Genomic DNA, 23977 nt, shown 5'->3' on the forward strand with positions numbered 1-23977 from the left:
GGGATTCCTCGCCCGGCAGCGGCGGCCGCCGGCGGCACCATTCGGCGAAGGTGCCATTCGGTGAACGTGCCATTCGGTGCACGTGCCTTCGGTGAAGGTGCCTTTCGGTGGACCCGCCCCGGTGCGGTCGCCTTTTCCTGCGATACACGAAGTGGCGCCGCATGGTTTTCCCGCCGACGAAATGCGTGGTGAAAATGCTTGATTCCCGGATGTCCGCCGTGGCACCCGAGACGTTCCTCGACGCGATGAGCAGCCTCGCGTCCGGCGTCGCCGTGGTCACCGCCGCCGACCGCTCGGGCGCACCGTGCGGACTGCTGGTGTCCTCACTGTGCTCCTACAGCGCCGCCCCGCCGTCGGTCATGCTCGCCGTCGGCCAGCGGGCCCGCTCCTACGCCTCGCTCCTGGCCGCACCGGAGTTCGCGGTCCACCTGCTGCACTCGGCGCAGGGTGAGATCGCCTCGGTGTTCGCGGGCCGCGGCGACCACAAGTTCGCCGGGCAGGACTGGTCGTGGGACGGACCGGTGCCCCGCCTGGAGGGCGCGCTGGTGTATCTGCGGTGCGTACGGGCCAAGGTCGTCGAGCACGGTGACCACGCCATCCTGGTCGGGCACGTCGCCGGCTGCGACGTCGGACCGGGGGAGCCGCTGGTCTACTTCCGGCGCGCCCTCGACTGGCGGCTGACCGCCCCGTGAGGTCAGTTCCAGGTACGTCCGCAGGCGATCAGCTTGCCGTGCGCGGCGGAGACCTGCGGACGGGAGACGTCCCCTTCGCGGGTGGCCAGGTACGTGGTGGTGATCGGCGGGATCTCGGGTTTCAGCAGCGGGACGAGCGTGCCGCGGGCGAAGTCGTCGGCGCACAGGTACGTCGGGACCACGGTGATGCCGACCGACGCCCGGACGGCGGAGAGCACCGCGCGGTGGTCGGGCACCACCACGTCGGGTGCGGCGGACCGCGGGGCGTGGAAGACCGACCACCAGTAGTGGTCGATGAGCGGCACGGACTCGGCGAAGGCGACCAGGGGGTAGGCGGACAGCACGTGGGGTGCTTCGCCGGCGGTGAGGACCGGCGCCAGGTCCCGCGCCGTCTCGGGGGAGGCGACCAGGCTGCACTCCTCGTCGTACAAGGGCAGTGCGGTGATCCCCTTCAGGCGGGGGCGCACCCGCGCGATGACGATGTCCAGCTCTCCCGCGGCCAGTTGGGACAGCAGGGCGTCGGAGAGCGCCAGCGTGGTGTGCAGCTGCACGCTGTCCCTGAGCATGTCGGCGAGGGCCGGCAGGATCCGGTCGCTGATCAGGTCGCTGGGGGCGCCCAGCCGCAGTGGGCGGGCCGGTCCTTCGGTGCCGAAGTAGCGTTGTAAGACGAAGTCGAGGGCGTCGACCGCGCCCTCGGCGTCGCGGGCGAGGGACTCGGCTGCCGGTGTGGGCCGCGATCCGGTGGCGTGCCGGACGAACAGCGCTACCCCCACCCGCTCCTCGAGCATGCGGATCTGCTGGGTGACGGCGGGCTGCGAGATGTGCAGCCGGTGGGCGGCCTTGCCGAAGGAACCGGCGCGGTAGACCTCGACGAAGGTACGCAGCAGCGCGGGGTTGAGCGGCCCCGACTCCTCTTTGCACACCGCCCCCTGCGGTGTGCGCGAGGCGTGCGAGGTGCGGCGGTTCGGTCCCGAGACGCGTACGGAGGGCATGAGGGGCTCCCTGTGTTCAGCCGGGCAGATGGTCGTCGTGGGGGGTTGGGGGGTTGGGGGTTTGGGGGGCGAAGGGCGCGGGGCGCATCGCACGGCCGGTGCGGCAGGTCGCGCCGCGCCCTACCGTGCTGCCGCCGGGCCGGTCTCCAGCGCGCCGTCCACCAGGACGGCGGCCGCACCGGTGTAGGCGGTCGGGTCGGTGAGCGCGGTGAGCTCCGCGCGGTCCAGGTGGTCGGCGACCTGCGGGAGGGTCATCAAGGCCGCGGCGAGCGAACAGCCGCGTTCGGCGGCCAGCCGCGAGGCGTCGGTCAGTACCCGCTTGGCCTCGGCCTTGCCGAGGTGGGGCGCGAGGACCGCCGCGACGCGTTCGGAGACGATCCGGCTGCCGGTCAGGCCGAGGTTGTGCAGCATCCGCTCCGGTTTGACGCGCAGGCCCTCGGCCAGTTCGACGGCGGTGTGCGTGGCACCGGCGGTCAGCCGCAGGCACTCGCGCAGCAGCTCCCATTCGGCGTGCCAGGCGCCCGCGGAGCGCTCGTCCTCCGACAGCAGACTCTGCGTCAGCCCCAGCGCCATCGGCGGGACCTGCAGGGCCGCGGACCGCAGCAGCGTGGCGAGGACCGGATTGTGCTTGTGCGGCATGGCGGAGGAGGCGCCGCGGCCCGCCACCGGCGCCTCCTCGACCTCGGCGACCTCGGTCCGGGTGAGGGTCTGCACGTCGACGGCGAGCTTGCCCAGGGCCGCCGCGGTGAACGCCAGCGCCGCGCCGAGATCCGCCAGGGGGGTGCGCAGCGCGTGCCAGGGCAGCGCAGGCCGGGCCAGACCGGTCTCCCGCGCGAAGGCCTCGGTCAGCTCACCGGCGTACGACCGGATTCCCGGGCGCGCGTCCGCCTCGGCGGTGTCGATCCGCGCGTACTCCAGGTATCCGGCCAGGGTGCCCGCCGCGCCGCCGAGCGACACCGGCAGGCCGCCGTCCTCCACGAGCCGCCGCAGGCGTTCGTCGGCGTCCAGCAGCAACTGCCGCCAGCCGGCGGCCTTCAGACCGAAGGTCGTGGGCACCGCGTGCAGCGCGAGGGTGCGGCCGGCCATCGGGGTGGCGCGGTGGTGCAGCGCGAGGCGGGCGAGCGCCGTGGCCGCGCGCCGCAGGTCCGCGCGCATCAGGCCCAGGGACCGGCGTGCCACCAGCATGCACGCGGTGTCGAGGATGTCCTGGCTGGTCGAGCCGCGGTGTACGTACTCGGCCGCCTGTGGGTCCCTGGCGGCGACCTCACGGGTGAAGGCGGCGACCAGACCCACCACCGGATTGGCGGTCTCGCGCGCCGCGAGGGCGATGGCGCGCAGGTCCAGCAGCTCCGCCCGCGCGGTGTCGGTGATCGTGGCGGCGGCGCCGGCCGGTACCACGCCGACGCTCGCCTGGGCCCTGGCGAGCGCCGCCTCCGCGTCCAGCATCGCCTGCAGCCAGGCCCGGTCGCCGACCACGCCCTCGACGGGGGTGCCGGCCCGCACCGGCGAGAGCAGCCCCGCGTCGGTCTCGCCGGGCGCCGCCGCGGCGGCGCCCGCGGTGACGGATGTGGTGTCGGTCATGCGCCGCGCCCTCCCTGGGATCCGTGCACTGGTCGATCCCACTGTGCGCGCCGTGCGCGGTGTGATCGCCGTGGGCGGCAGCTTGTTGCCGGTTTCCGGTCAAACGTGTCAAGTTGCTGTTGCATACCTCTCGCATTAGTCGAAGACCGGGCCGGCCTCCCGGCTCCGCTTGATCTCGTAGAAGCCCGGTACCGAGGTGACCAGCAGCGTTCCGTCCCACAGCCTGGCCGCCGCCTCGCCCTTGGGCGCCGGGGTGACCACCGGCCCGAAGAAGGCGATCCGCCCGCCGTCCGCGCCCGGTACCGCGATCACCGGGGTGCCCACCTCCTGGCCCACCAGTTCGATCCCCTCGCGGTGGGAGGCGCGCAGCGCGCCGTCGAAGGCGTCGGTGTCCGCCGCGTCCGCCAGGTCGGCGGGCAGGCCCGCCTCCTCCAGCGCCGCGGCGAGCGTCGCCCGGTCGCGCGGCATTCCCCCGGGGTGGAGCCGGGTGCCCAGCGCGGTGTACAGGGGCCCCAGGACCTCGGCGCCGTGCTTCTGCTCGGCGGCGGTGCACACCCGCACCGGGCCCCAGCCCGTCCGTACGATCTCGCGGTAGCGCTCCGGGAGATCGTCGAGCCGGTGCTCGTTGAGCACCGACAGGCTCATCACCCGCCAGCGGACCCGCACCGGCCGCAGCCGCTCCACCTCCCGCATCCAGCGTGAGGTCATCCACGCCCACGGGCAGATGGGGTCGAACCAGAAGTCCACGGTGGTCGTGCCGCTGTCAGACATGAGGTGTCCTCTCTGATGCTCGGGGTCCGGTCAGGCCACCGCCCTGGTCCGGGTCGCGACGGTGACCGTGATGCTGAGGGCGGCGAGCAGGCTGATGATGACGGCGAAGACCACGGCCGCGGTGAGCATCGGCAGCTCCGTGACCAGCACGCCGATGCCGAGGACCGGAAGGGTCAGGCCCAGGTACGCGGCGGCGAAGTAGCTGGAGACGACCTGGCCCACCCGGTCGGGCGGCGCCTGGTGGGACACCAGGGCCAGGCCCGCGCGGAAGGCGAGACCGCTGCCCGCACCGCCGATCACCGACCCCGCCAGGAACAGGGCGAGGGAGGCCGCCGGCAGCGCGGCCACGAACAGCCCCAGCCCGACCGGGACCGCCACCATGCCGAGCACGGAGCCCACCCGCGGCGCCAGCCGGGCGCCCAGCAGCTGGGCGAGCCCCGCGGAGCCGAACGCGCTGAAGGCGACCACCCCCACCATCAGATGGCTGTCGATGTGCAGCCCGCTGGTGAGGAACTTGCCGGCCAGCGCCGCGAGCAGCCCCAGCAGGGCGAAGGCCCCGAAGACCGCGACCGCCATGGCGGTGAACACCGACCGCATCTCCGCCGGAACCCCGAGCCGCTGTGGCCGGAAGCGCGCCCTGCCCTCCCGCCGCACCGTCTCGGGGAGCAGCAGCAGCGCGAAGCCGGGCAGCAGCAGGCCGCCCAGCACCAGGTAGGAGACGGTCAGCGGCGCGGGGACGTACTCCACCAGCGCCCCGGACAGCAGCGCCCCCACACCCAGGCCCAGCATGTTGGCGGCCGACGACGTCAGCGCCGCCCGCCCGCGGTCCTGGAGGAGTTCGCCGAGGTAGGCGGTGGCGGCGCCGTTGGCCAGGCCCACCGACAGGCCGCACAGCAGGCGCCCGGCGATGATCCCGGGAAGCGTGGGGGAGAGCGCGAAGGTCACACAGCTGCACACGGCCAGGCACAGCGCCGGAGCGATCGTCGCCCGCCGTCCGATCTGGTCGGACAGCGAGCCGAACAGCACCAGGGAGGACAGCGCGCCGACCGCGAAGGCGGCGAAGACGGCCGAGACCGTGACCGGCGACAGCGCGAGCCGCTGCGCGTACAGCGCGTACATCGGGGTGGGCACGGTCCCCCCGAGCAGCAAGGTGAACACGATGTACGTGACCGTCCAGGCCGCCGCCGTCCGGGGCGCGGGCCTGGCGTGCGCGCTGCCCACCCGGGTGCGCAGCTTGGGTGTCGGCATAGTGCTTCTTTCCTTACCTGGCTTACGGAAATGGCCCGGGCGCGCCGTAGGGGGGTGGGCGGCGCGCCCGGGCGGGCGGAGGTGTCACACGCTCTGGTAGGCGTCCCGCATGGTGCGCTTGAGTGCCTTGCCGGTCATGCCGACGTGGTCGTCGGACTCCTTGACCACGAGCCGGTCGACGACCGGGAACCGCGCCTGGGACAGCGCCGCGTTGATCCGGGTGCGCAGCTCCTCCAGGTCGGTGCCGGCCTCGGACAGGTCGACGGTGAGGACCAGGCGCCGCGGCGCCGAGCCGGTCGCGGAGGTGTGCACCAGGGAGCAGTCGAAGACCTCCGGAATCTGACGCAAAATCAACTCCTCGATTTGGCAGCTGTAGATCGTGCCGCGTGGAGTGGTGATGCTGTCGGAGGTGCGGTCGACGTGGTAGAAGCGGCCCTCCTCGTCGCGGTAGGCGAGGTCACCGGTGAGCCAGTAGCCCCGCACCCGGTTCTTCTCGCTCAGCAGCGAGTTGTTCCAGTAACCCGCGGTGACGGTGGGGGACTTCAGCGCGAGCCGCCCCACGGTGCCGTGCGCCACCGGCGTGTCCGTGTCGTCGAAGACCTGGGCGTCGATCCAGTCGAAGGGCCGCCCTATGCACCGGCCGTAGCGGTCGGTGGCCGGCGAGTGGACCTGCCGGAACATCGCGAAGCCGAACTCCGAGGAGCCGAAGTTGTCGATGAACAGGGAGCCGGGGGTCATGGTCCCGCTGCGGTCGCGGTGGTTGCCCAGCCGGACGAGCCGTCGGATGTGCCGTTCGTGGTTGGCGTCACCGGTGGACATCCAGCGGGCGACCGACCCGAAGTCGTAGTCGTCCAGGTCCAGCCGGCACAGGTCGACGAAGACCTTCGGGAAGGCGGCGACCAGTTCAGGCCGGAACTCCTCGATGCGTCCCGCCAGGCCCTCCGGCTCACGCCCGGTGCTCAGCTGCACCCGGCAGCCGCGGGCCACGCAGGACATCAGCACCGAGATCGCCGACGCATGGCTCTGCGGGAGCGCGGACAGCACGCGCGCGCCGAGCTCCGCGCCGATCTGCTGCCTGATGCCGAAGAAGAAGCCCTGGTGGTTGAACTGGACGGCCTTCGGCACACCGGTGGTACCGGAGGTGTGCGCGATCAGGACGGGGTCGTTGTCGGCGTGGGTGAACACCCGGAAGGGTTCGGCGGCATACGGGTCGGCGTCGTAGAAGGGGAGGTCCAGTGCCCCCTTGTCGAGCCTGCCGTCGCAGACCACCGCCACCGCCCCGACCCGGGTGATGAACGTGGCCGCGATGTCCGGCGGAAGCAGGCTGTTGAGGAATACCGGAATGGCGCCGATCTTCGTCAGGGCGATGTAGTGGATCAGATAGCGCACGCTCTCGTCCAGAAAGAGCGCCACCGGGTCCTTGGGCCCGATGCCGTCGCGCTGGAACCCGGCGGCCACCCGGTCGGTCAGCGCGTCGAGTTCGGCGAGGGTGAACGCCCGGACGGTGTGGCCTTCGGGGTGGTGGTAGTCCTTGTCCAGCTCGATGACGCTCTTGCCGGCGATCGTGCCGGCGGCGGCCGCGGTGCGGAAGAAGTTGCCCGCTCCCATGCCCTCGGTGAGCATCAGTTCGTCTGCCATCTCTCGCTCTCGTCCTTCCCCTGTCACGTGGTCGCCGCGTCGGCCGCCGGGACCAGCCAGTCCCGCATCGCGGTCCGGATGTCGTCGGGAATCGGCACCGGCCGGTGGGAATCGAGCGACATGCACACCAGAACGGCCTTGATCCGCGCGCGTACGTCGGCCGGGTCGGCGCCGGTGCACGAGAACGCCAGGTGGAACGAGCTGGTCTTGATCTGGTGCACCGCGAGGCTGAAGCGCACGGTGTCACCCAGCCGGCTCGGCGCGAGGAAGTCGCATTCCAGCCGCACGGTCGGAATGCCGAGCCGCCGCTTCTGGAACAGCCCCGCGTAGTCGGTCCGCAGTCCGGCTTCGAACCATTCCTGGAGAATCTCGTTCATCAGCAGCAGGTACTGCGGATAGAACACGATGCCGGCCGGGTCGCAGTGGTGGAACCAGATGGTCTTGTCCCGCGCGAACATCGGCGTCGCATCGTCGGCAGCTGTGGTGTGCACGGTCCCGGATCACTTCCGTCGCGTCGTCTGCGCCCTGCCCCGCAGGGGAAACCCCTCGGGGGAACACCTCCAGGGAAGCGTAGGCCGGGCCCGCCCCGCCCCCGCCCGCAAGGCAGCAAGCTGCCATCGCCGTGGGCGGGGGCGGGGCGGGATCACCTTGGGCACCAGCGGGCCGCCCAGGGCGCCGTCGGGCTGCCACCACGACGGGGCCGCCCCACGGCCAGGGGCGCGCCGGCGCAGCCGAGCTGCTCGTCGGCCGGGTCGCGGTCGCCGCCGACCTCCGGGGCGGCACCGGAGCCGAGGACGCTGCGCTGGTGGGGGACCACCGGCACGGCCCCGCGCCCCGGCGGCGCGGCGGGACGGGGAGTGCCACTGGGAGTGCCACCGCGGATGTCGACGTCGATGAGCCCGAGCGCCGCCGCCTTCACCCCCGCCTCGAACCGGGACTCGGCCCCCAGCATCTCCATCAGGCTCGCGACATGCCGGCGGTAGGTCCGCACCGAGACGCCGAGCTGGCGGGCGGCGACCTCGTCCTTGCGCCCCGACCCGAGCAGCCGCAGTATCTGCGGGGTCTTCTCGTCCAGGATGTTCTGGTGGTAGCGGACGAACGTCTCCAGGTCGCAGGCGCTGTCCCAGCTGGCGTCGAGCAGCGTCAGCAGCGGTTCGACGATGACGGGGGAGTGCACCAGGAGGCAGTCGCGGCCGTGTTTGGCCGGCCACATCAGGGCGCGCCTGCGGTCGATGACCAGCATCCCGCGCAGGTCCACGGTGCTGATCCGGGTCTGCGCCCCGTGCTCCCGGCCGATCCGCCGCAGGAACTCCTGCCGGCCGTGCCCGTCGAGTTCGTCGGGGTGGCAGATCACGGACAGGGCGATCGACCGCTCGCCCAGGGCGGCGATGCTTCCCCGGAAGCGATCGATGTCCTCCCGGCGGAACCCGTTCATCTGGCCGTTGACCAGCAGCACTTCCTTGCGGGCGGTCCGGAACAGGCTCTCGGCCAGCTCGAAGTACTCGGCACCGGGGTGCTGGTCGGCCAGTTCTCCTCTGGTGGGCGGTCCGGCGATGCTCTCGATCGTCGGGCCGACGCGGCGTTCGGGATGGCGTAGTAATTCCTTGACCTGCTGTCTGCCAGTCACTGGATACCTCTCTTCAACGTGCGCAGAGCGACAGTCCGGACCGTCCGTCAGCCGGCGGACAGGGGCCCGGCGGTCCTGTTCAGTTGAGCGGAAAGCAGTGGTTCACACGGGCGCGGCGGTGGGGGTGCGGAAGCGGTTGATGGCACTCAGGTGACGCGCGCGCGTCTCCGGGTCCCGCACCCCCAGTCCCTCCCGAGGGGCGAGGGCCAGGACGCCGACCTTGCCGTGGTGGAGGTTGCGGTGGACGTCGTAGGCGGCCTGCCCGGCCTCCTCCAGCGGATAGACCCGCGACAGGGTCGGATGGATCCGGCCCTTGCAGACCAGGCGGTTGGCCTGCCACGCCTCGCGGTAGTTGGCGAAGTGGGAGCCGATGATCCGCTTCACCGACATCCCCAGGTAGCGGTTGTCGAACTGGTGCCGGTAGCCCGAGGTCGACGCGCAGGTGACGATGGTGCCGCCCTTGCGGGCCGCGTAGACGGAGGCGCCGAAGGTCTCCCGGCCCGGGTGCTCGAGGACGATGTCGACGTCCTCCCCGCCGGTCAACTCGCGGATCCTGGAACCGAACCGGCGCCACTCCTTGGGGTCCTGGGTGTGCTCGTCCTCCCAGAACCGGTAGTTCTCGGCGGCGCGGTCGATGATCGCCTCGGCCCCCATCGAGCGGCACAGCTCCGCCTTCTGCGGGCTGGAGACCACGCAGACCGGGTGGGCGCCGCCGACGAGCGCCAGCTGGGTCGCGTAACTGCCCAGCCCGCCGCTCGCACCCCAGATCAGGATGTTGTCGCCCTGTTTCATGTCGGCACCGCTGCGGGAGACCAGCTGCCGGTAGGCGGTGGAGTTCACCAGGCCCGGAGCGGCGGCCTCCTCCCAGGTCAGATGCCGGGGCTTGGGCATCAGCTGGTTGGACTTGACCAGCGCGAGCTCGGCGAGCCCGCCGAAGTTGGTCTCGAACCCCCAGATGCGCTGTTCGGGATCGAGCAGCGTGTCGTCGTGCCCGTCCGGCGACTCCAGCTCGACGGACAGGCAGTGCGCGACGACCTCGTCGCCCGGCTTCCAGGCGTTGACCCCCGGCCCGGTGCGCAGCACCACGCCGGCCAGGTCCGAGCCGAGCACGTGATAGGGCAGGTCGTGCCGGCGCCCGAGCGGTGAGCTGCGCCCGTACCGCTCCAGGAAGGTGAACGTCGGCACCGGCTCGAAGATCGACGACCATACGGTGTTGTAGTTGACGGAACTGGCCATGACGGCCACCAGCGCCTCGCCCGGCCCGAGTTCGGGCGTGGGCACCTCCCGCACGTGCAGCGACTTGCGCGGGTCCTTGCTCTCGCTGCTCATCCCGGCGAACAGCTGCGCGTCCGACTTCAGGAGCGTCGCCGCACGGTAGGAACCGGGCACCGGAAGCGCCGCGACGTCCCGCGCGGACAGCTCGGGGCCACCCGGCTCGCCGGACTCCAGGAGAGCCGCCGCCAGCTGCTCCATCACCTGCCCCCGTCCGCGGCGCGGACGGCCTGCAGGCGGTCCTCACCGATCCGGGCACGGGTGTCCAGGGCGCGTAACCGGTCCCAGGGGAGCCGGCCGCGGCTCATCTCCATCAGGACACTCAAGGGCATATCAGCTTCCTCAGCGTGTTCAGGAATTCCTGCGGTTGGTCGCGAAGGTAGAAATGTCCGCCGGGGAACAGCTCCACGGTGAAGTCCGCCGTGGTGTGCTCCTGCCACTGGGGAAGGAACGGCGACGCCAGGTCGCTCTCCCCGCCCAGGACGTGGATCGGGATGTCCAGCGGCTCCTGACGGACGTGCTGGTAGGTCTCGAAGATGGTGAAGTCGGCCCGGTAGGCGGGCAGGACCAGCCGCACCAGCTCGGGGTCCTCCAGCAGGGCCGCCGGCAGTCCGCCGTAGCGCTTGCTGACGGCCACGAGCAGCTCGTCGTCGCTCAGCTTGTGCAGCGGGCTGCGGGGGTGCGGCAGGTGCGGCGCGGGGTACGCGGACAGCACCAGGCGCTCGGGCAGCGGCCGGCCCGCGGCGCGCAGCGCGCGGGCGGTCTCGAAGGCGGTGAGCCCGCCGAGACTGTGCCCGAAGAACACGAAGGGACCGGTGAAGTCGACCGATGCGATGAGCCCGTCGACGAACTCGGTGATCGAGGCCGGCGGCGGCTCCCTCTCCGTCACCCGCATCCCGCGCCCGGGAGGCTGGATGCCCCAGACCTCCGCGTCCGGCAGGTCGTCGGCCCAGCGCACGTACTCGCCCGGCGAACCGCCGCTGGGCGGGAAGCAGTACAGGCGCAGGTAGGCCTCCGGGCGCCGTTGCCGGCACACCAGCCAGGGTGAGGTGGCAGCCATCAGTGCTCGCCTTCCTTCAGTCGGAGGTCGGTCGGTTCGGCCAGGCCCGGCACGGTCGGGGCGGTGAAGACCTCCCGGGCCTCCAGCGGGATCCGACAGGTCTCCCGCAGCCATGCGGCGAGCCTGGTGACCAGGACGGCGTCGCCGCTCAGGGGAGGTAGGGGGGAACATGCTGCGGGGTAGTTCGGTTACCTCGCAGGGCAGCGCTTCTCGCAGGTGTCAGCAGTCGGCCGAGTTCATTTCAAATCCCCCGTCGAGTTCTGGTGATCAGGTGCGCCGGCCACCGGCGGCGCGGCCAGGTGCGGAAATTGCGGCGACGGTCGAAAAGGCGGCCGCATCAGGCGTGGAAAAGAAATGTGTAACGTGCAGAAACCCGTTGAGTGGAAAGCGGTTTCCGTAGTGGTGGGCCATGCCCTGTGGCACACACGCCAGCGGGGTGTCCACCCCGTCCCGCACCCCCGTCACGCCTTCCCCCATTAACCCCGTAGCCACGGACTCGCCGCTTGGGCCGCGCGGGCCGGCCCGAGCGCGCGCGCCCGGGCCGGCTTCACGTCAGCCACCCCCATCGGCCGCGCCGCCCCACAAGATCGTGCGGCTTGCGGCAGCCCCGAAGTTATCTTCGGCTCCGTAATGTCGTCAAGATTATTGCGGCCTGATGCATTGTCAGTCGGAACGCAGCAGGTGGGAGCCGTGGTGAAGCTGCTCACCTGCAGAGAATTGCACTCCGATGCATCTGCAGAAAATTTCACCTCACGCCCGACGGCGTTTATCCGCCGGACGATGTGCAAAAAATTGCAGTCAAGCTTTCGAAAAATACCGGAGGGTCGGCGGACACCCCGCGCGATGCCGGATGCGGCGTGGGTGTCCGGCCGCGGCGTGCGCGGTTTCGATAAACACGGCGCGCCACTCATGCACGGAACGTACACTCCACGGCGCGGCCTTGTACGCCGCTCACCGCGGCCTTCCGGGATCCCCCTCTAGGGTTTGAACCATCGGACACCGCCCAGGCGCCCGGCGCACACGAATTCCACCGTGCGCCGTGTCGGCAACCTGGCTGACCCGAGCAGTCCGAGTGAGCGAAGAAACAAAGGAGTTGCGGTCGATGAACACCACCGAGGACAACGGCCTGTGGGTGCGGCGCTTCCACCCGGCACCGGGAGCCGGCACCCGCCTGGTCTGCCTCCCGCACGCCGGTGGCGCGGCCGGTTTCTACTTCCCGGTCTCGGCGGCCCTGGCCCCCCGTGTCGACGTCCTGGCCGTCCAGTACCCCGGCCGCCAGGACCGCCGCAAGGAGCCGTGCATCGACTCCCTCCCCGAGCTGGCCCGTCAGGTCGTCCCCCGGCTGCTCCCGTGGACCGACCGCCCGCTGGCCCTGTTCGGGCACAGCATGGGCGCCTCGGTCGCCTTCGAGGTCGCCCGGACGCTGGAGCACGAACACGGCGTCGTCCCGGTCGTGTTGTTCGCCTCCGCGCGGCGGGCGCCGTCCGCGCACCGGGACGAGTTCGTGCACCGGCAGAGCGACGACCGGCTGATCCGCGACGTCGAGGAGCTCAGCGGCACCGACGCGCAGCTGCTGAGGGATCCCGAGATGCGCAGCATGGTCCTGCCGGCCCTCCGCGGCGACTACAAGGCCGCCGAGACCTACCGCTATGTGCCCGGCCCCGGCCTCAGTTGCCCGGTCACCGCCCTGATCGGTGACGCCGACCCCCGGGTGACGGCCGAGGAGGCCCGTGCGTGGGCCACCCACACCACCGGGGCGTTCGACCTCAAGACCTACCGCGGCGGCCACTTCTACCTCAACGAGCACAGCGACGCCGTCGTCCGCGAGATATCCGGCCAACTGCTGTCCACCGCAGGCGCGTAGCGCGCCGCACCGACTGCGGGACCGGGTCGGGAGGCGGGCGTGATCGCGCGGGTGCTCCCGTGCGACGTCGTGGCCGTCGCGTACGTCGGACAGCCTCAGGGCGTGCCGATGCGGGCGGCCACGCAGGGGTCCTCGTTGCGGTATCCGAGGCGGGTGTAGAGGCGTTCGGCCGGGGCGTTGTCGGCGAGCTGCCACAGGGTGCAGAACCCGTGCCGTCGTACGGCGAGCCGGGTCAGCCAGGCGGTCAGCGCGGCGCCGAGGCCCTGGCCGCGCAACGCGGCGTCGGTGGCGACGGACGCCATCAGCGGGGCGCCGCTGTCCCGCAGACTGCTCAGGGCGCCGCAGGCCACCAGCCGCCCGTCGGCGTCGTCGCGGATGCCGGCCCACAGGCTGACCCCCGAGGAGCCGGGGCCGGTGGAGTGGGCCGGGCTGTGCTCGGTGAGGAAGGAAAAGAGCTCCTCGTGGTGGGTCTCGTCGAGCGCGGCCACCCGCTCCTCGCCCCGCTGGACCGGCGGCTCCTCCAGCGTCCAGCGGAAGACCCACTCGACGGCGTCGGCCACCGCCAGGTGGCGGCCGACCAGGGCGTCGGTGCCGCGCGGGCCGGTGAACTCCCGCACACCGCCGGCGAGCCCGTGTGCGGCGCGCAGGACCAGTCCGGCGGCGGCGTCCGGAGAGCCGACGCTCCATACGTGGCCGCGGGGGCCGTCGAGCCAGGCGGCGGCGCCGTCGCCGGACCAGCTGATCCGGTCGGCCGGGCGCTGCCGCGCGGCGCCGAAACGCAGCAGGGCGGAGCCGGCCTGGCGCTCCAGCCCCTGGTCGAACAGGTCGGCGGTCCGGGGGACGAGGGTCGTTGCCTGCATCGCTCTCTGGGAAGGACGTAGGGGACACGTACGGGAGCCGGTTCCCGCCGCGCACGAGGCGCGGCCGGAGCCGTCGGTATGCGGTAGGGGAGCCCGGCAGCGGCTGCGCGCGCGGCGGGCCCGGCCGACCGGGCCGACCACTGTCGCACACCGCCCCAGGTCCGGGGCAAATGCGCCGCTCGCGGGCCGGACGCTCACACAGCGGCGCGGGCGGTCCGCCCCGCACCGCCCGCGGCCCCGGCGGATCTCAACGCACCCTGGCACAGGGCGGGTTGCCGCCCCGCGGACCCGGCCCCGGCCTGCCGGACGTGTCCCGGTCCGGTGGTGCGGCGACGGTCACCTGGGCGGGGCGCAGGAGCTGCCCGCCGACCCGGTAGCCCTGCCGGACGACCGCGGAGCAGGTGGGGCCCCCGACCCGGTCGGTGCGGGTACAGGTGAGGGCCTCGTGGACGTGGGGGTCGAAGGGGGCGCCGGGCCGGGCGACGGGCTGCAGTCCCAGCGCCGCCAGCTCGGTCTCCAGGGCGTCGGCGACGCGCCGGAAGCCGCCGGTCACCTCGCCCCGCTCGGCGGCCTCGGCGAGCGCGTCGAGCACGGGCAGCAGCCGGCCCAGCACATTGGCCACGGCGATCTCGGCGACGGCCTGGCGGTCGCGGCGGACCCGCTTGCGGTAGTTGTCGTACTCGGCCTTGAGCCGTTGCAGGTCGGCCGTGCGTTCGCGCAGTTCGGCGCTCGCCGCGGCGTCGGACGAAGCTGGCGGCCCGGTGGCGGTCCGCTCCTCGCCGGTGGTGGCGGTGCGCGAGGGGAGCACGGCGGGGCCGTCCTGCGGCCCGCGTCCGACGAGTGCCAGCCGCGGGCGGGCAGGGCCGTGGACGTGGGGCGGGCGGTTCATCGGGAGCCTCCCTCCTTCTTGTCGTCGTCGACGATCTCGGCGTCCACGACGTCGTCCTCGGCCCCGGCCTGCTGCCCGCCGGCGGCAGCGCCCCCGGTGCCGCCCGCGGCGGCCTGCGCGGCCTGGGTGTCGGCGTACATGGCCTGGCCGAGCTTCTGGGAGACGGCCGCGAGCTTCTCGGTGGCGGTGCGGATCTCCGCGGTGCCCTCGCCCTCGGCGGACCCGCTCTTGAGCTTCTCCTTCAGCTCGCCGACGGCCGCCTCGACCTCGGTCCTGATGTCGCCGGGGACCTTGTCCTCGTTGTCCTTGAGGAACTTCTCGGTCTGGTAGACCAGCTGCTCGGCCTGGTTGCGGGTCTCGGCGGCCTCCCGCCTGCGGCGGTCCTCCTCCGCGTACTGCTCGGCGTCGCGGACCATCCGGTCGATGTCGTCCTTCGGCAGCGAGGAGCCGCCGGTGACGGTCATCTTCTGCTCCTTGCCGGTGCCCAGGTCCTTCGCGGTGACGTGCATGATGCCGTTGGCGTCGATGTCGAAGGAGACCTCGATCTGCGGGACGCCGCGCGGGGCCGGCGGCAGACCCGTCAGCTGGAACATCCCGAGCTTCTTGTTGTAGACCGCGATCTCGCGCTCACCTTGGAAGACCTGGATCTGCACGGAGGGCTGGTTGTCCTCGGCGGTGGTGAAGATCTCCGAGCGCTTGGTCGGGATCGTGGTGTTGCGCTCGATGAGCTTGGTCATGATGCCGCCCTTGGTCTCGATACCGAGGGACAGCGGGGTGACGTCCAGCAGCAGGACGTCCTTGACCTCGCCCTTGAGGACACCGGCCTGGAGGGTGGCGCCGATGGCGACGACCTCGTCGGGGTTGACGCCCTTGTGCGGGTCCTTGCCGGTCAGCTCCTTGACCAGCTCGGTCACCGCCGGCATCCGGGTCGAGCCGCCGACCAGGATCACATGATGGACGTCGGAGACCTTGATCCCGGCATCGTTGACCGCGTTGTGGAACGGCGTCTTGCAGCGCTCCAGAAGGTCCGCGGTCAGCTGCTCGAACTGCGAGCGGGTGAGCTTCTCGTCCAGGTGCAGCGGGCCCTCGGCCGACGCGCTCAGGTACGGCAGGTTGATCGTCGTCTCGGTGGCGGCGGACAGCTCGATCTTGGCCTTCTCGGCCGCCTCCCGCAGCCGCTGGGTGGCCATCTTGTCCTGGGACAGATCGATGCCGTACGCGTTCTTGAACTGCTTGGTCAGGTGATCGACGATCCGCTGGTCCCAGTCGTCGCCCCCCAGGTGCGTGTCACCGTTGGTGGCCTTCACCTCGACCACGCCCTCGCCGATCTCCAGCAGCGACACGTCGAAGGTGCCGCCACCGAGGTCGAAGACCAGGATCGTCTGGTCGTTCTCCTTGTCCAGGCCGTAGGCCAGGGCGGCGGCGGTGGGCTCGTTGACGATCCGCAGCACCTTCAGCCCGGCGATCTCGCCCGCTTCCTTGGTGGCGGTGCGCTGCGCGTCGTTGAAGTACGCCGGCACCGTGACGACGGCGTCCGTCACGTCCTCGCCCAGGTACTGCTCGGCGTCGCGCTTGAGCTTCTGCAGCACCCGCGCGGAGATCTCCTGGGCGGTGAAGCGCCGGCCGTCGATGTCCCCGCCTCCTTCGGGGAAGCGCCACTCGGCGTCGCCCATGTGGCGTTTGACCGACCGCGCGGTGCGCTCGATGTTGGTCACGGCCTGCCGCTTGGCGATCTCCCCCACGAGCACATCGCCGCCCTTGGAGAACCCGACCACCGACGGAGTGGTGCGGGCGCCCTCGGCATTGGCGATGACCGTGGGCTCACCGCCCTCCAGCACACTGACCACCGAGTTCGTCGTCCCGAGGTCGATACCCACTGCACGTGTCATGGTCCTCTCCTTACCTGGCCGCAGGCCCTCTCACCTGCTGGTATGGAGAGAGCACCGCCTCCACCCTCTGGATAGATCGCGCCGTGCCGCGTGTCAAGATGTCCTGGTTTGCGACATCTGGACACGCGGCCGACGGCGGATTTCGCGGTGTGCGCGGTGACCGGCCGTGACGGTCACTCCGATGCTTCCGGAGTCGAGGTCCAGGTGCCCAGCGACATCTCCGCGGTGATACCGGGACCGAAGCCGGCCAGCAGGCCGCGGTGGCCCTCACGGGAGGACTCCTCGTCGAACATCCTGCCCAGGGCGTCGAGGATCACCGCGCTGGCGATGTTGCCGTACTCGGTCAGCGTCGCCCGGCTGAAGCGGAACGCCTCAGGCGGCACCTCCAGGAAGCGACTGAGGTCGTCCAGGATGCGCGGGCCGCCGGCGTGGACGAGGTAGAAGTCCAGGTTGCCCGCGTCCCACTGCTGCTCCTTCGCGACCGCGCGCAGGGCCGGGGCGAGCGGCTCCATGGTGCCCGGCACCCGCTTGTCCAGCAGGAAGTGGAATCCGGTGGACCGCACCGCGTAGGAGATCCAGTCCTCGGTGTGCGGGATGAGGTACGAGCCGTTGCGCTCCAGGCGGACGCCCTTGCCGCCCTTGCCGCGGACCACGGTGGCGGCCACCGCGTCACCGAAGAGGCCGTTCGACAGCAGCGACCCCACGCCCAGGTCGGTGGGCTGGTAGCACAGCGAGCAGAACTCGCAGGCCACGATGAGCACGTTGGCGTCCGGGTACGCCGTGCAGAAGTCGTGCGCCCGGTTGATCGCCGCGCCGCCCGCCGCGCAGCCGAGCTGCGCGATCGGCATCTGGCGGGTCTCCGACCTGAAGCCCAGCGTGTTGATGAGCCAGGCGGTCAGCGCCGGCATCATGAAGCCGGTGCAGGAGACGTAGACGATCAGGTCGATCTGCCGTGCCTCCAGCTCGGCCTGGTCCAGTGCCTGGCGCACCACGGCGGGGACGCGGGCCTTGGACTCCTCTTCGTAGACCTCGCTGCGGGCGTCGAGACCCGGGTGCTTGAGGACCTTGTCGATCGGCTGGATCAGATGCCGGGTGAGGACGCCGGTGTGCTCGATCAGTCGGAGCACCAGTTTCAGCTGCGTATGGTCCTTGTGCAGCCGCCGGGCCAGTTCGAGGGTGTCTTCCTGGGTGATGACGTATTCGGGGACGGCTATCGCTGGTTTGCACAGAACTGCCATGGGATTCCACTCCTTGCAGACCGTGGTCCGCCAGTGCACATCCCTGTGCTCAATTCGATTCGGCGGGCCTGCCTTCGAAGAAGGAACTCTCCCCGAGGGATGAACTCTCCTTGTCCAGATGGGCCAACTGGTCGAACACCAACGGTAAGCCAGGCGGGCAAAATCCGCATGCCCGCCTGTGGCGCACCGTCACCAGCTGACCGGCAGCTCCACCGGATAGCGCCAGATCGAGGTCTTGTTCCAGGGCACTTCGTCGGCCGGCTTGGCCAGCCGCAGCTCCGGAAAACGCTCCAGGAGGGCGCTGAGGGCGACTTCGAGCTCCGTGACGGCCAGCGGGGCGCCCAGGCAGTGGTGCCCGCCCCAGCCGAACGTCATATGGGACGGTCCCTGGCGTTCCAGGTCCAGCTCGTCGGGCCGCTCGAATTTCGCGGCGTCCCGATTTGCCGTCAGATACGAAACATGCACGATGTCCCCGGCCCGGATCTTCACCCCGCTCAATTCCACGTCCTCCAGGGCGACCCGCGGGATGCCCACGCCCTTGCGGAAGGGAATGAACCGCAGCATCTCCTCCATCGCCTGCGGGAGCGTCTCGGGGTTCGAGCGCACCCTCTCCAGCTCCGCGGGCCGGGTGAGCAGCGTGTAGGCGAGGTTGCCGATCTCGTAGGTGGTGGTGTCCTGGCCGGTGATGAGCAGCACCATGGCCATGACGGTCAGTTCCCGTTCGTCGAGGAGCTCGTCGCCGTCCCGCGCCGTGGCCAGGGCGCTGATCAGGTCGTCACCGGGGTTCTGGCGCCGCTGCGCGGTCAGCGTCGCGAAGTACGCCCGCATCTCGGCCTTGGCCCGTACGGCGTTGTCCTTGTTGTCGAGGCCGACGTCCATCATCGTCCGGGCGTGGGCGCGCAGCTGGGCGCGGTCGGCCTCGGGGATGTCGAGGACCTCGCAGATCGTCGTCAGGGGCAGCGGGGAGGCCAGGGACTCCATCAGGTCGGCCGGCGACCCGTGCCGCTCCATCCCGTCCAGCAGCTCGTCCACGACCCGCTGCGTACGAGCGCGCATGCGCTCCACCTGGCGCGGGGCGAACGCCTTGGACACCAGGCTCCGCAGGCGGCTGCTGGCGGGCGGGTCCATCACGTTGATCGCCTCGTCCTGGACGATCGGCTCCGGCGTCATGCGGGGGAAGTCGTGGCCGATGACGGCATGGCGGCTGAAGCGCCGGTCGGTCGTCACGGTGCGGACGTCGTCGTACCGCGTGACGAGCCAGGCCTCGCCCTCCCCGTACGGCAGCTTGATGCGTGCGACGGGTTCTTCGGTCAGCAGACGCTTGAGCGTCGGATCGAATTCAAGGGCCTCGGCGTAGTCGAAGGGACAGTTCCAGACCTTGGATCCGGATTCCATGTTGAACTCCCGACGTCAGAGGTTTTGACACCAGTTTTTTTGACACCACTTGCGATCTCATTATCGTGAAGCGTGAGATGCCGGGGCGGCCCGGCGTCGGTTCCGATGCGCCGAACGGGTGGTGGGTCCCTTTTCCCGCCGACACCGGGTCCCGGCCGGAAACGAAACCCTTCGCACTCCTTGTTTTTCACATTCTTTGCCGAGTTGCCGGCCGTGCTGATTTCTGCCTCGCCCGCCGGCCGGTTACCGAGCGGAGTACCAAAGGGTGCCGATCCGCTCCCGGCGCCCGCGGGCCCCGATGCCCCAAGAGAGGTTGCGATACGACCTCCCGGCGCATGTGCTCCACTAATGTGGAGCGACTTCATGTCGCAGCGGGACAGGACATATGACCACCACCCCCACCGCCGAGTTCGCCGTCATCGGCGGCAGCGGCTTCTACGAGCTGCTCGCGGACGCCGAACGCGTCACCGTCGACACCCCCTACGGCGCGCCGTCCGACGCGATCACCCTGGGCCCGGCCGGCGGCCGCCGGGTCGCCTTCCTGCCCCGCCACGGACGCGGTCACGCCGTACCCCCGCACCGCATCAACTACCGCGCGAACCTGTGGGCGCTGCGCTCGCTGGGCGTCCGGCGGATCCTCGCCCCGTGCGCGGTCGGCTCGCTCCGTCCTGAACTGGGTCCCGGCTCCGTCGTCGTCCCCGACCAGCTGGTGGACCGCACGAGCGGGCGTGCGCAGACCTTCTACGAGCAGGGCGCGGTGCATGTCTCGTTCGCCGACCCCTACTGCGCGCACGGCCGGCGGGCGGTGCTGGCGGCGGCCGCCGCGACCGGCACCGAGGCGACCGACGGCGGCACCATGGTCGTGGTCCAGGGGCCGCGCTTCTCCACCCGGGCCGAGTCGCAGTGGTACGCCGCCGCGGGCTGGTCGCTGGTCAACATGACCGGGCACCCCGAGGCCGTACTCGCCCGTGAACTCGCGCTCTGCTACACCGCGGTGGCCCTGGTCACCGACCTCGACGCGGGCGTCGACGCCCGCCGGAGCGTCTCCCAGGAGGAGGTCTTCACCGTCTTCGCCCAGAACACCGAGCGCCTGCGCGGCCTCGTCCTCGAAGCCCTCGGCCGCCTCCCCGAGGAGCGCTCCTGCGCCTGCCCCGGCTCGCTCACCGGCATGACCCTCCCCTTCCCGCTGCCCTGACGGGACACGCCGTGTGACATGCCGCTGATGGCGTAATGGCCGGGCGGGGCCGTTCGGGCGCGCGAGGCTGTGGCCCTTGTGCACGGTCGTACCGGGAGTCCGTGAGTGAACAGATCGGGTGAGACGGTCTTCGAACGGATACACCGCGACCGCCGGCCGGACCGCGACCGGCCGGCCGACGGCTGCGCGCCGATGGTGGAGAACAGCGGCTTCGAGGTGCCCCGCCCGCCCGCGTGGATGCGCTGGCTGCCGCTCGCCTACGTCGTGTTCGTCATGCTCCTCGAAACGGTGACCCCCACGAAGTGGGCGGTGAGCTTCCTGCTGATCGCACTGCCGGTGGTCGCCGCCTACACCCTCGGTCCGGTCGGCGTCGGCCTGGTCACGGTCTTCGCCGTCGTGCTGCTGGGTGTGGTGGCCGGCACCCCGTGCTGCACGGGCCACAACCTCCACCAGCTGTGGGAGAACCACCACGTCGCCGCGTATGTCGCCACCGGGCTGGTCGGCGCCCTCGGCATGGCGCTGGCCGCCCACCGCCAGCGCCAGGAGCGGCATCTGGTCCGCGCCAACTCGGTGGCCGAAGCCCTGATGCGGACCCTGCTGCGGCCCGTGCCGCACCAGGTGGGCAACGTCCTCGCGGCCGGTCTCTACCGGGCCGGCGAGGTCGGCACCATGGTCGGCGGCGACCTCTACGACATCCTCGCCACGTCGGCCGGTGAGCGCGCCATCATCGGGGACGTCCGCGGCAAGGGACTCAAGGCCGTACGCACCGTCGCCGACACCCTCGGCAGCTTCCGCGAGGCCGCCTACGACCAGGGGGACCTGCTGTCCGTAGCGGCGCGTCTGGAACGGCGCCTGGCCCGCGAGGCCCAGGAGATCCGCGACGACGAACTGTTCGTCACCGCCGCCCTGGTCGAGTACGACGCGCCCGCCGGCCTGGTGACGATCGTCAACCACGGGCACATCGAACCGGTCCTGATCTCCGGCGGCGCGGTGACGGCCCTCACCGGACCGCCCGCCCTGCCGCTGGGGCTGGCCACCCTGGCCGACGAAGCACCCGTCGCCTACACCCACCCCTTCGCCCCCGGTGACGTCCTCCTGCTGTGCACCGACGGCCTGATCGAGGCCCGTGACCACACCGGCGCCTTCTACCCGCTCCTCGACCGCCTCCGCCACGGCTTCGCCGACCGGCCCGCGCCCGGCCCGGGCGACGTGGTCGACTTCCTCAACACGGATCTGCCGCTGCACACCCGCGTGTTCCACGACGACGTCGCCATCCTGACGATCGCACCGCACACCGCCGGGAGCGACGGCCGACCGCACTGATTTCGTACGCCACGTAGTTTGGCGACGGAACGGCGGTCAGTCCGACATCTGGGAGGGCACTCATGCGCGCCATGCGGTTCGAGCGGTTCGGCGGTCCGGAAGTCCTGGCGGAGGCCGAGGTGCCGGACCCGGTGGCGGGGCCGGGCCGGACGCTGGTCGAAGTGGCCGCCGCGGGCGTCAACTTCGGGGACATCAAGCAGATCGCGGGCGAGCACACCGACGGCCCGTACGCGCCGAAGGGGTCGCTCCCGCGCATTCCCGGTCTGGAGGTCGTCGGCCGGACCCCGGACGGCCGGCGGGTGCTGGGCTATCTGCCGCAGGGGGGATACGCCGAGAAGGCGGTGGTGGCCGACCGTGACCTGGTCGAGGTGCCGGAGGGGGTGACCGCGGGTGAGGCGCTGGCCCTGCTCGTACAGGGCCTGACGGCATGGCACCTGCTGCGGTCGGCCGCTCGTATGGCTCCCGGCGAGAGCGTGGTGGTCCATGCCGCCGCGGGCGGAACGGGCAGCCTCGCCGTCCAACTGGCCCGGGAGTTCGGGGCGGGGCGGATCATCGCCACGGCGTCGTCCGAGGACAAGCGCGCCTTCGCCCTGGAGCTCGGCGCGGACGTGGCGATCGACGGTGCGGCGGAGGGCTACCGCGAGCGGGTCCTCGACGCCAATCGCGGCCGCCCGGTCGACGTCGTCCTGGACGCCGTCGGCGGCCCGGTCCTCGACTCCGCCCTGGGCGCGCTCGGGTACCTCGGGCGGCTGGTCACCTACGGTGCCTCGTCGCGGCAGGCCGCCTCCGCCATCGCGCCGGGCCGCCTCGCGCTGGAGAGCCTCACCGTCGCCGGCTTCTGGCTCATCCCGCTCCTCGCCCGCGACGGGGCCGGTGGCCCGGCACTCGAGGAACTGCTCGACCTCACGGCGCGGCGTCGGCTGCGGCCGCTGGTCGGTGCGGAGTACGACCTCGCGCGGGCCCGCGACGCGCATGAGGACCTGCTCGCCCGCCGGACGAAGGGGAAGTTGGTCCTCCGTCCTCGAAGGTGACTCGCGGCCGTGCGGGGGGTGCGGAACGACATACGATCAAGAAAGAGGTGTTTGGCTTATGCTTATTTCGAGACGATGAGTTGCCGCACCTGAGGAGCGCGCCATGGCGATGACGACGTACGAGGACTCACGAGCCGCACGGCTGCTGGGACGACCGTTCACCCTCGGGGCTCTCACCCTCCGGAACCGGATCGCCATGGCGCCCGTCACCCGGTGCTTCTCACCGGGTGGGGTGCCCGGCGAGAACGTGGCGGCCTACTACGCGCGCCGGGCGGCCGGCGGGGCGGGGCTGGTCATCACCGAGGGCACCTTCATCGGCCGCGAGGCCGCGGCCGCCTACCACGACGTACCGCACTTCTACGGCGAGGAGGCGCTGGCCGGCTGGGCCCGGGTGGTCGACGAGGTCCACCGTGCGGGCGGCCGCATCATGCCGCAGCTGTGGCACACGGGGGTGTCGCGCGGCCCCGGGAGCCTGCCGGCCGGCGTCCCCGCCGAGGGCCCGTCCGCGGTGGGTCTAGACGGCCGCCCCCACGGCACCGCGATGACGCCGCGGGACATCGACGCGGTGATCCGGGCCTTCGCCGAGGCGGCCGCGGCCGCCGAGCGCACCGGCTTCGACGGCATCGAACTCCACGGCGCCCACGGCTACTTGATAGACAACTTCCTGTGGTCGCGCACCAACCGCCGTACCGACGGCTACGGCGGCGCCCCGGCCTCCCGCGCCCGCTTCGCCGCCGAGGTCGTCGCCGCGGTGCGCGCGGCCGTCTCGCCCGGCTTCCCGGTCGTCTTCCGGCTCTCCCAGTGGAAGACCGGCCACTATCAGGCCCGGATCGCCGAGACCCCCGAAGAGCTGGAGCAGTTGGTCACCCCGCTCGCCGCGGCCGGGGTGGACGCCTTCCACGCCTCCACCCGCCGCTACTGGCTGCCGGAGTTCGGCGGCAGCGAGCTGAACCTGGCGGGGTGGGTCAAGAAGCTGACCGGCCGGGCCGTGCTGACCGTGGGATCCGTCGGCCTCGACAAGGAGTTCTCCGACCCGCGGAGCCGGACCCAGCGGTCCGGGGCCACCGGGATCGACCTCCTGCTGGACCGTCTGGAGCGCGACGAGTTCGACCTGGTCGCCGTGGCCCGTGCCCTCGTCGCCGACCCCGACTGGCCGGCCAAGGCCCTCGGCGGCCGGCTCGACGAGGCGATCGCGTACGACGCGGCCCTGCTCGACACGCTGTGGTGAGTCCCGTGGCGGCGGTCGGGGGCCGGTAGCCGCGGGAGGTGTCCGCGGTCACGGGCGGGCCCGTACCTCCTGGGGCGGTGGCGTAAGGGGCGATTCCCTTACAGCTCTGTTCTCATCGCAGGGGCGCGTGCCCGCCGCCCCTGTGAAAAGATGGACCGCCCGACCGCCCGACCGCCCGACCGAC

Annotated in this window: 21 protein-coding genes; 6 read left to right on the top strand and 15 right to left on the bottom strand. The window is 71.5% G+C overall.

Annotated elements, in window-relative coordinates; translation table 11 throughout:
* Positions 1-209: 209 nt before the first annotated feature.
* Entirely contained in the window at positions 210-692 is a 483-nt protein-coding gene (locus ACFWZH_RS17740; RefSeq protein ID WP_384431253.1) for a flavin reductase family protein, read from the top strand.
* Between the two features lie 2 nt (positions 693-694).
* Here the strand turns inward: ACFWZH_RS17740 and ACFWZH_RS17745 are convergent, their stop codons facing one another.
* From ACFWZH_RS17745 to ACFWZH_RS17790, 10 genes are all read right to left on the bottom strand, one after another.
* Positions 695-1684, bottom strand: coding sequence for a LysR family transcriptional regulator (locus ACFWZH_RS17745; RefSeq protein ID WP_384431256.1), 990 nt, complete (start codon positions 1682-1684; stop codon positions 695-697).
* 120 nt (positions 1685-1804) lie between these two features.
* Positions 1805-3265, bottom strand: coding sequence for a lyase family protein (locus ACFWZH_RS17750; protein WP_384431259.1), 1461 nt, complete (start codon positions 3263-3265; stop codon positions 1805-1807).
* 135 nt (positions 3266-3400) lie between these two features.
* Positions 3401-4036 carry a disulfide bond formation protein DsbA gene (locus tag ACFWZH_RS17755; RefSeq protein WP_384431262.1) on the bottom strand — a complete coding sequence of 212 codons (636 nt, stop codon included), beginning with the start codon at positions 4034-4036 and terminating at the stop codon, positions 3401-3403.
* A 30-nt stretch (positions 4037-4066) separates the two neighbouring features.
* A complete protein-coding gene (locus ACFWZH_RS17760; protein WP_384431265.1) occupies positions 4067-5284 on the bottom strand; it encodes an MFS transporter in 1218 nt (405 codons plus the stop codon).
* Positions 5285-5368: 84 nt separating this feature from the next.
* The gene (locus ACFWZH_RS17765; RefSeq protein WP_384431268.1) at positions 5369-6922 is read right to left on the bottom strand and encodes a class I adenylate-forming enzyme family protein; all 1554 of its coding nucleotides are present in this window, start codon (positions 6920-6922) and stop codon (positions 5369-5371) included.
* 23 nt (positions 6923-6945) lie between these two features.
* The gene (locus tag ACFWZH_RS17770) at positions 6946-7413 is read right to left on the bottom strand and encodes an acyl-CoA thioesterase (RefSeq protein WP_384431271.1); all 468 of its coding nucleotides are present in this window, start codon (positions 7411-7413) and stop codon (positions 6946-6948) included.
* A gap of 152 nt (positions 7414-7565) precedes the next feature.
* Positions 7566-8549: a response regulator transcription factor gene (locus ACFWZH_RS17775; RefSeq protein WP_384431274.1), complete on the bottom strand. Its 984-nt coding sequence runs from the start codon at positions 8547-8549 to the stop codon at positions 7566-7568.
* 102 nt (positions 8550-8651) lie between these two features.
* Positions 8652-10022, bottom strand: coding sequence for a crotonyl-CoA carboxylase/reductase (gene ccrA / locus ACFWZH_RS17780; RefSeq protein ID WP_384431277.1), 1371 nt, complete (start codon positions 10020-10022; stop codon positions 8652-8654).
* Positions 10022-10153, bottom strand: a complete 132-nt coding sequence (locus ACFWZH_RS17785; RefSeq protein ID WP_384431280.1) for a hypothetical protein — start codon at positions 10151-10153, stop codon at positions 10022-10024. Before ACFWZH_RS17785 ends, ccrA begins: the two co-directional genes overlap by 1 nt.
* A complete protein-coding gene (locus ACFWZH_RS17790; RefSeq protein ID WP_384431283.1) occupies positions 10144-10881 on the bottom strand; it encodes a thioesterase II family protein in 738 nt (245 codons plus the stop codon). Before ACFWZH_RS17790 ends, ACFWZH_RS17785 begins: the two co-directional genes overlap by 10 nt.
* 1102 nt (positions 10882-11983) lie before the next feature.
* Here ACFWZH_RS17790 and ACFWZH_RS17795 point away from each other — a divergent pair.
* Positions 11984-12745, top strand: coding sequence for a thioesterase II family protein (locus tag ACFWZH_RS17795; RefSeq protein ID WP_384431286.1), 762 nt, complete (start codon positions 11984-11986; stop codon positions 12743-12745).
* A 95-nt stretch (positions 12746-12840) separates the two neighbouring features.
* Here the strand turns inward: ACFWZH_RS17795 and ACFWZH_RS17800 are convergent, their stop codons facing one another.
* From ACFWZH_RS17800 to ACFWZH_RS17820, 5 genes are all read right to left on the bottom strand, one after another.
* Complete coding sequence (locus tag ACFWZH_RS17800) at positions 12841-13605, bottom strand: GNAT family N-acetyltransferase (protein WP_384431289.1); 765 nt, start codon at positions 13603-13605, stop codon at positions 12841-12843.
* Between the two features lie 247 nt (positions 13606-13852).
* Complete coding sequence (grpE, locus tag ACFWZH_RS17805) at positions 13853-14494, bottom strand: nucleotide exchange factor GrpE (RefSeq protein WP_384431292.1); 642 nt, start codon at positions 14492-14494, stop codon at positions 13853-13855.
* Positions 14491-16383, bottom strand: coding sequence for a molecular chaperone DnaK (gene dnaK, locus ACFWZH_RS17810; protein ID WP_384431295.1), 1893 nt, complete (start codon positions 16381-16383; stop codon positions 14491-14493). The genes grpE and dnaK overlap by 4 nt, the downstream gene beginning before the upstream one ends.
* A gap of 173 nt (positions 16384-16556) precedes the next feature.
* Positions 16557-17621, bottom strand: coding sequence for a type III polyketide synthase (locus tag ACFWZH_RS17815; protein ID WP_384431298.1), 1065 nt, complete (start codon positions 17619-17621; stop codon positions 16557-16559).
* Between the two features lie 189 nt (positions 17622-17810).
* Positions 17811-19016 carry a cytochrome P450 gene (locus tag ACFWZH_RS17820; RefSeq protein WP_384431301.1) on the bottom strand — a complete coding sequence of 402 codons (1206 nt, stop codon included), beginning with the start codon at positions 19014-19016 and terminating at the stop codon, positions 17811-17813.
* A gap of 385 nt (positions 19017-19401) precedes the next feature.
* On the opposite strand from ACFWZH_RS17820, the gene ACFWZH_RS17825 reads away from it, so the two are divergent.
* From ACFWZH_RS17825 to ACFWZH_RS17840, 4 genes are all read left to right on the top strand, one after another.
* Positions 19402-20211, top strand: a complete 810-nt coding sequence (locus tag ACFWZH_RS17825; RefSeq protein WP_384431304.1) for an S-methyl-5'-thioadenosine phosphorylase — start codon at positions 19402-19404, stop codon at positions 20209-20211.
* Positions 20212-20316: 105 nt separating this feature from the next.
* Positions 20317-21534, top strand: coding sequence for a PP2C family protein-serine/threonine phosphatase (locus ACFWZH_RS17830; RefSeq protein WP_384431307.1), 1218 nt, complete (start codon positions 20317-20319; stop codon positions 21532-21534).
* Positions 21535-21596: 62 nt separating this feature from the next.
* A complete protein-coding gene (locus tag ACFWZH_RS17835) occupies positions 21597-22565 on the top strand; it encodes a zinc-binding alcohol dehydrogenase family protein (RefSeq protein ID WP_384431310.1) in 969 nt (322 codons plus the stop codon).
* A 103-nt stretch (positions 22566-22668) separates the two neighbouring features.
* Positions 22669-23793 carry a 12-oxophytodienoate reductase gene (locus tag ACFWZH_RS17840; protein WP_384431312.1) on the top strand — a complete coding sequence of 375 codons (1125 nt, stop codon included), beginning with the start codon at positions 22669-22671 and terminating at the stop codon, positions 23791-23793.
* Positions 23794-23977 lie beyond the last annotated feature (184 nt).

It is taken from the genome of Streptomyces sp. NPDC059008, from assembly GCF_042749045.1.
Lineage (GTDB): Bacteria > Actinomycetota > Actinomycetes > Streptomycetales > Streptomycetaceae > Streptomyces.

Coding starts and splice junctions, on each gene's coding strand:
- ACFWZH_RS17740 (WP_384431253.1), top strand. CDS start 210: ATGTCCGCCGTGGCACCCGAGACGTTCCTCGACGCGATGAGCAGCCTC.
- ACFWZH_RS17745 (WP_384431256.1), bottom strand. CDS start 1,684: ATGCCCTCCGTACGCGTCTCGGGACCGAACCGCCGCACCTCGCACGCC.
- ACFWZH_RS17750 (WP_384431259.1), bottom strand. CDS start 3,265: ATGACCGACACCACATCCGTCACCGCGGGCGCCGCCGCGGCGGCGCCC.
- ACFWZH_RS17755 (WP_384431262.1), bottom strand. CDS start 4,036: ATGTCTGACAGCGGCACGACCACCGTGGACTTCTGGTTCGACCCCATC.
- ACFWZH_RS17760 (WP_384431265.1), bottom strand. CDS start 5,284: ATGCCGACACCCAAGCTGCGCACCCGGGTGGGCAGCGCGCACGCCAGG.
- ACFWZH_RS17765 (WP_384431268.1), bottom strand. CDS start 6,922: ATGGCAGACGAACTGATGCTCACCGAGGGCATGGGAGCGGGCAACTTC.
- ccrA (WP_384431277.1), bottom strand. CDS start 10,022: ATGGAGCAGCTGGCGGCGGCTCTCCTGGAGTCCGGCGAGCCGGGTGGC.
- ACFWZH_RS17785 (WP_384431280.1), bottom strand. CDS start 10,153: ATGCCCTTGAGTGTCCTGATGGAGATGAGCCGCGGCCGGCTCCCCTGG.
- ACFWZH_RS17790 (WP_384431283.1), bottom strand. CDS start 10,881: ATGGCTGCCACCTCACCCTGGCTGGTGTGCCGGCAACGGCGCCCGGAG.
- ACFWZH_RS17795 (WP_384431286.1), top strand. CDS start 11,984: ATGAACACCACCGAGGACAACGGCCTGTGGGTGCGGCGCTTCCACCCG.
- ACFWZH_RS17800 (WP_384431289.1), bottom strand. CDS start 13,605: ATGCAGGCAACGACCCTCGTCCCCCGGACCGCCGACCTGTTCGACCAG.
- grpE (WP_384431292.1), bottom strand. CDS start 14,494: ATGAACCGCCCGCCCCACGTCCACGGCCCTGCCCGCCCGCGGCTGGCA.
- dnaK (WP_384431295.1), bottom strand. CDS start 16,383: ATGACACGTGCAGTGGGTATCGACCTCGGGACGACGAACTCGGTGGTC.
- ACFWZH_RS17815 (WP_384431298.1), bottom strand. CDS start 17,621: ATGGCAGTTCTGTGCAAACCAGCGATAGCCGTCCCCGAATACGTCATC.
- ACFWZH_RS17820 (WP_384431301.1), bottom strand. CDS start 19,016: ATGGAATCCGGATCCAAGGTCTGGAACTGTCCCTTCGACTACGCCGAG.
- ACFWZH_RS17825 (WP_384431304.1), top strand. CDS start 19,402: ATGACCACCACCCCCACCGCCGAGTTCGCCGTCATCGGCGGCAGCGGC.
- ACFWZH_RS17835 (WP_384431310.1), top strand. CDS start 21,597: ATGCGCGCCATGCGGTTCGAGCGGTTCGGCGGTCCGGAAGTCCTGGCG.
- ACFWZH_RS17840 (WP_384431312.1), top strand. CDS start 22,669: ATGGCGATGACGACGTACGAGGACTCACGAGCCGCACGGCTGCTGGGA.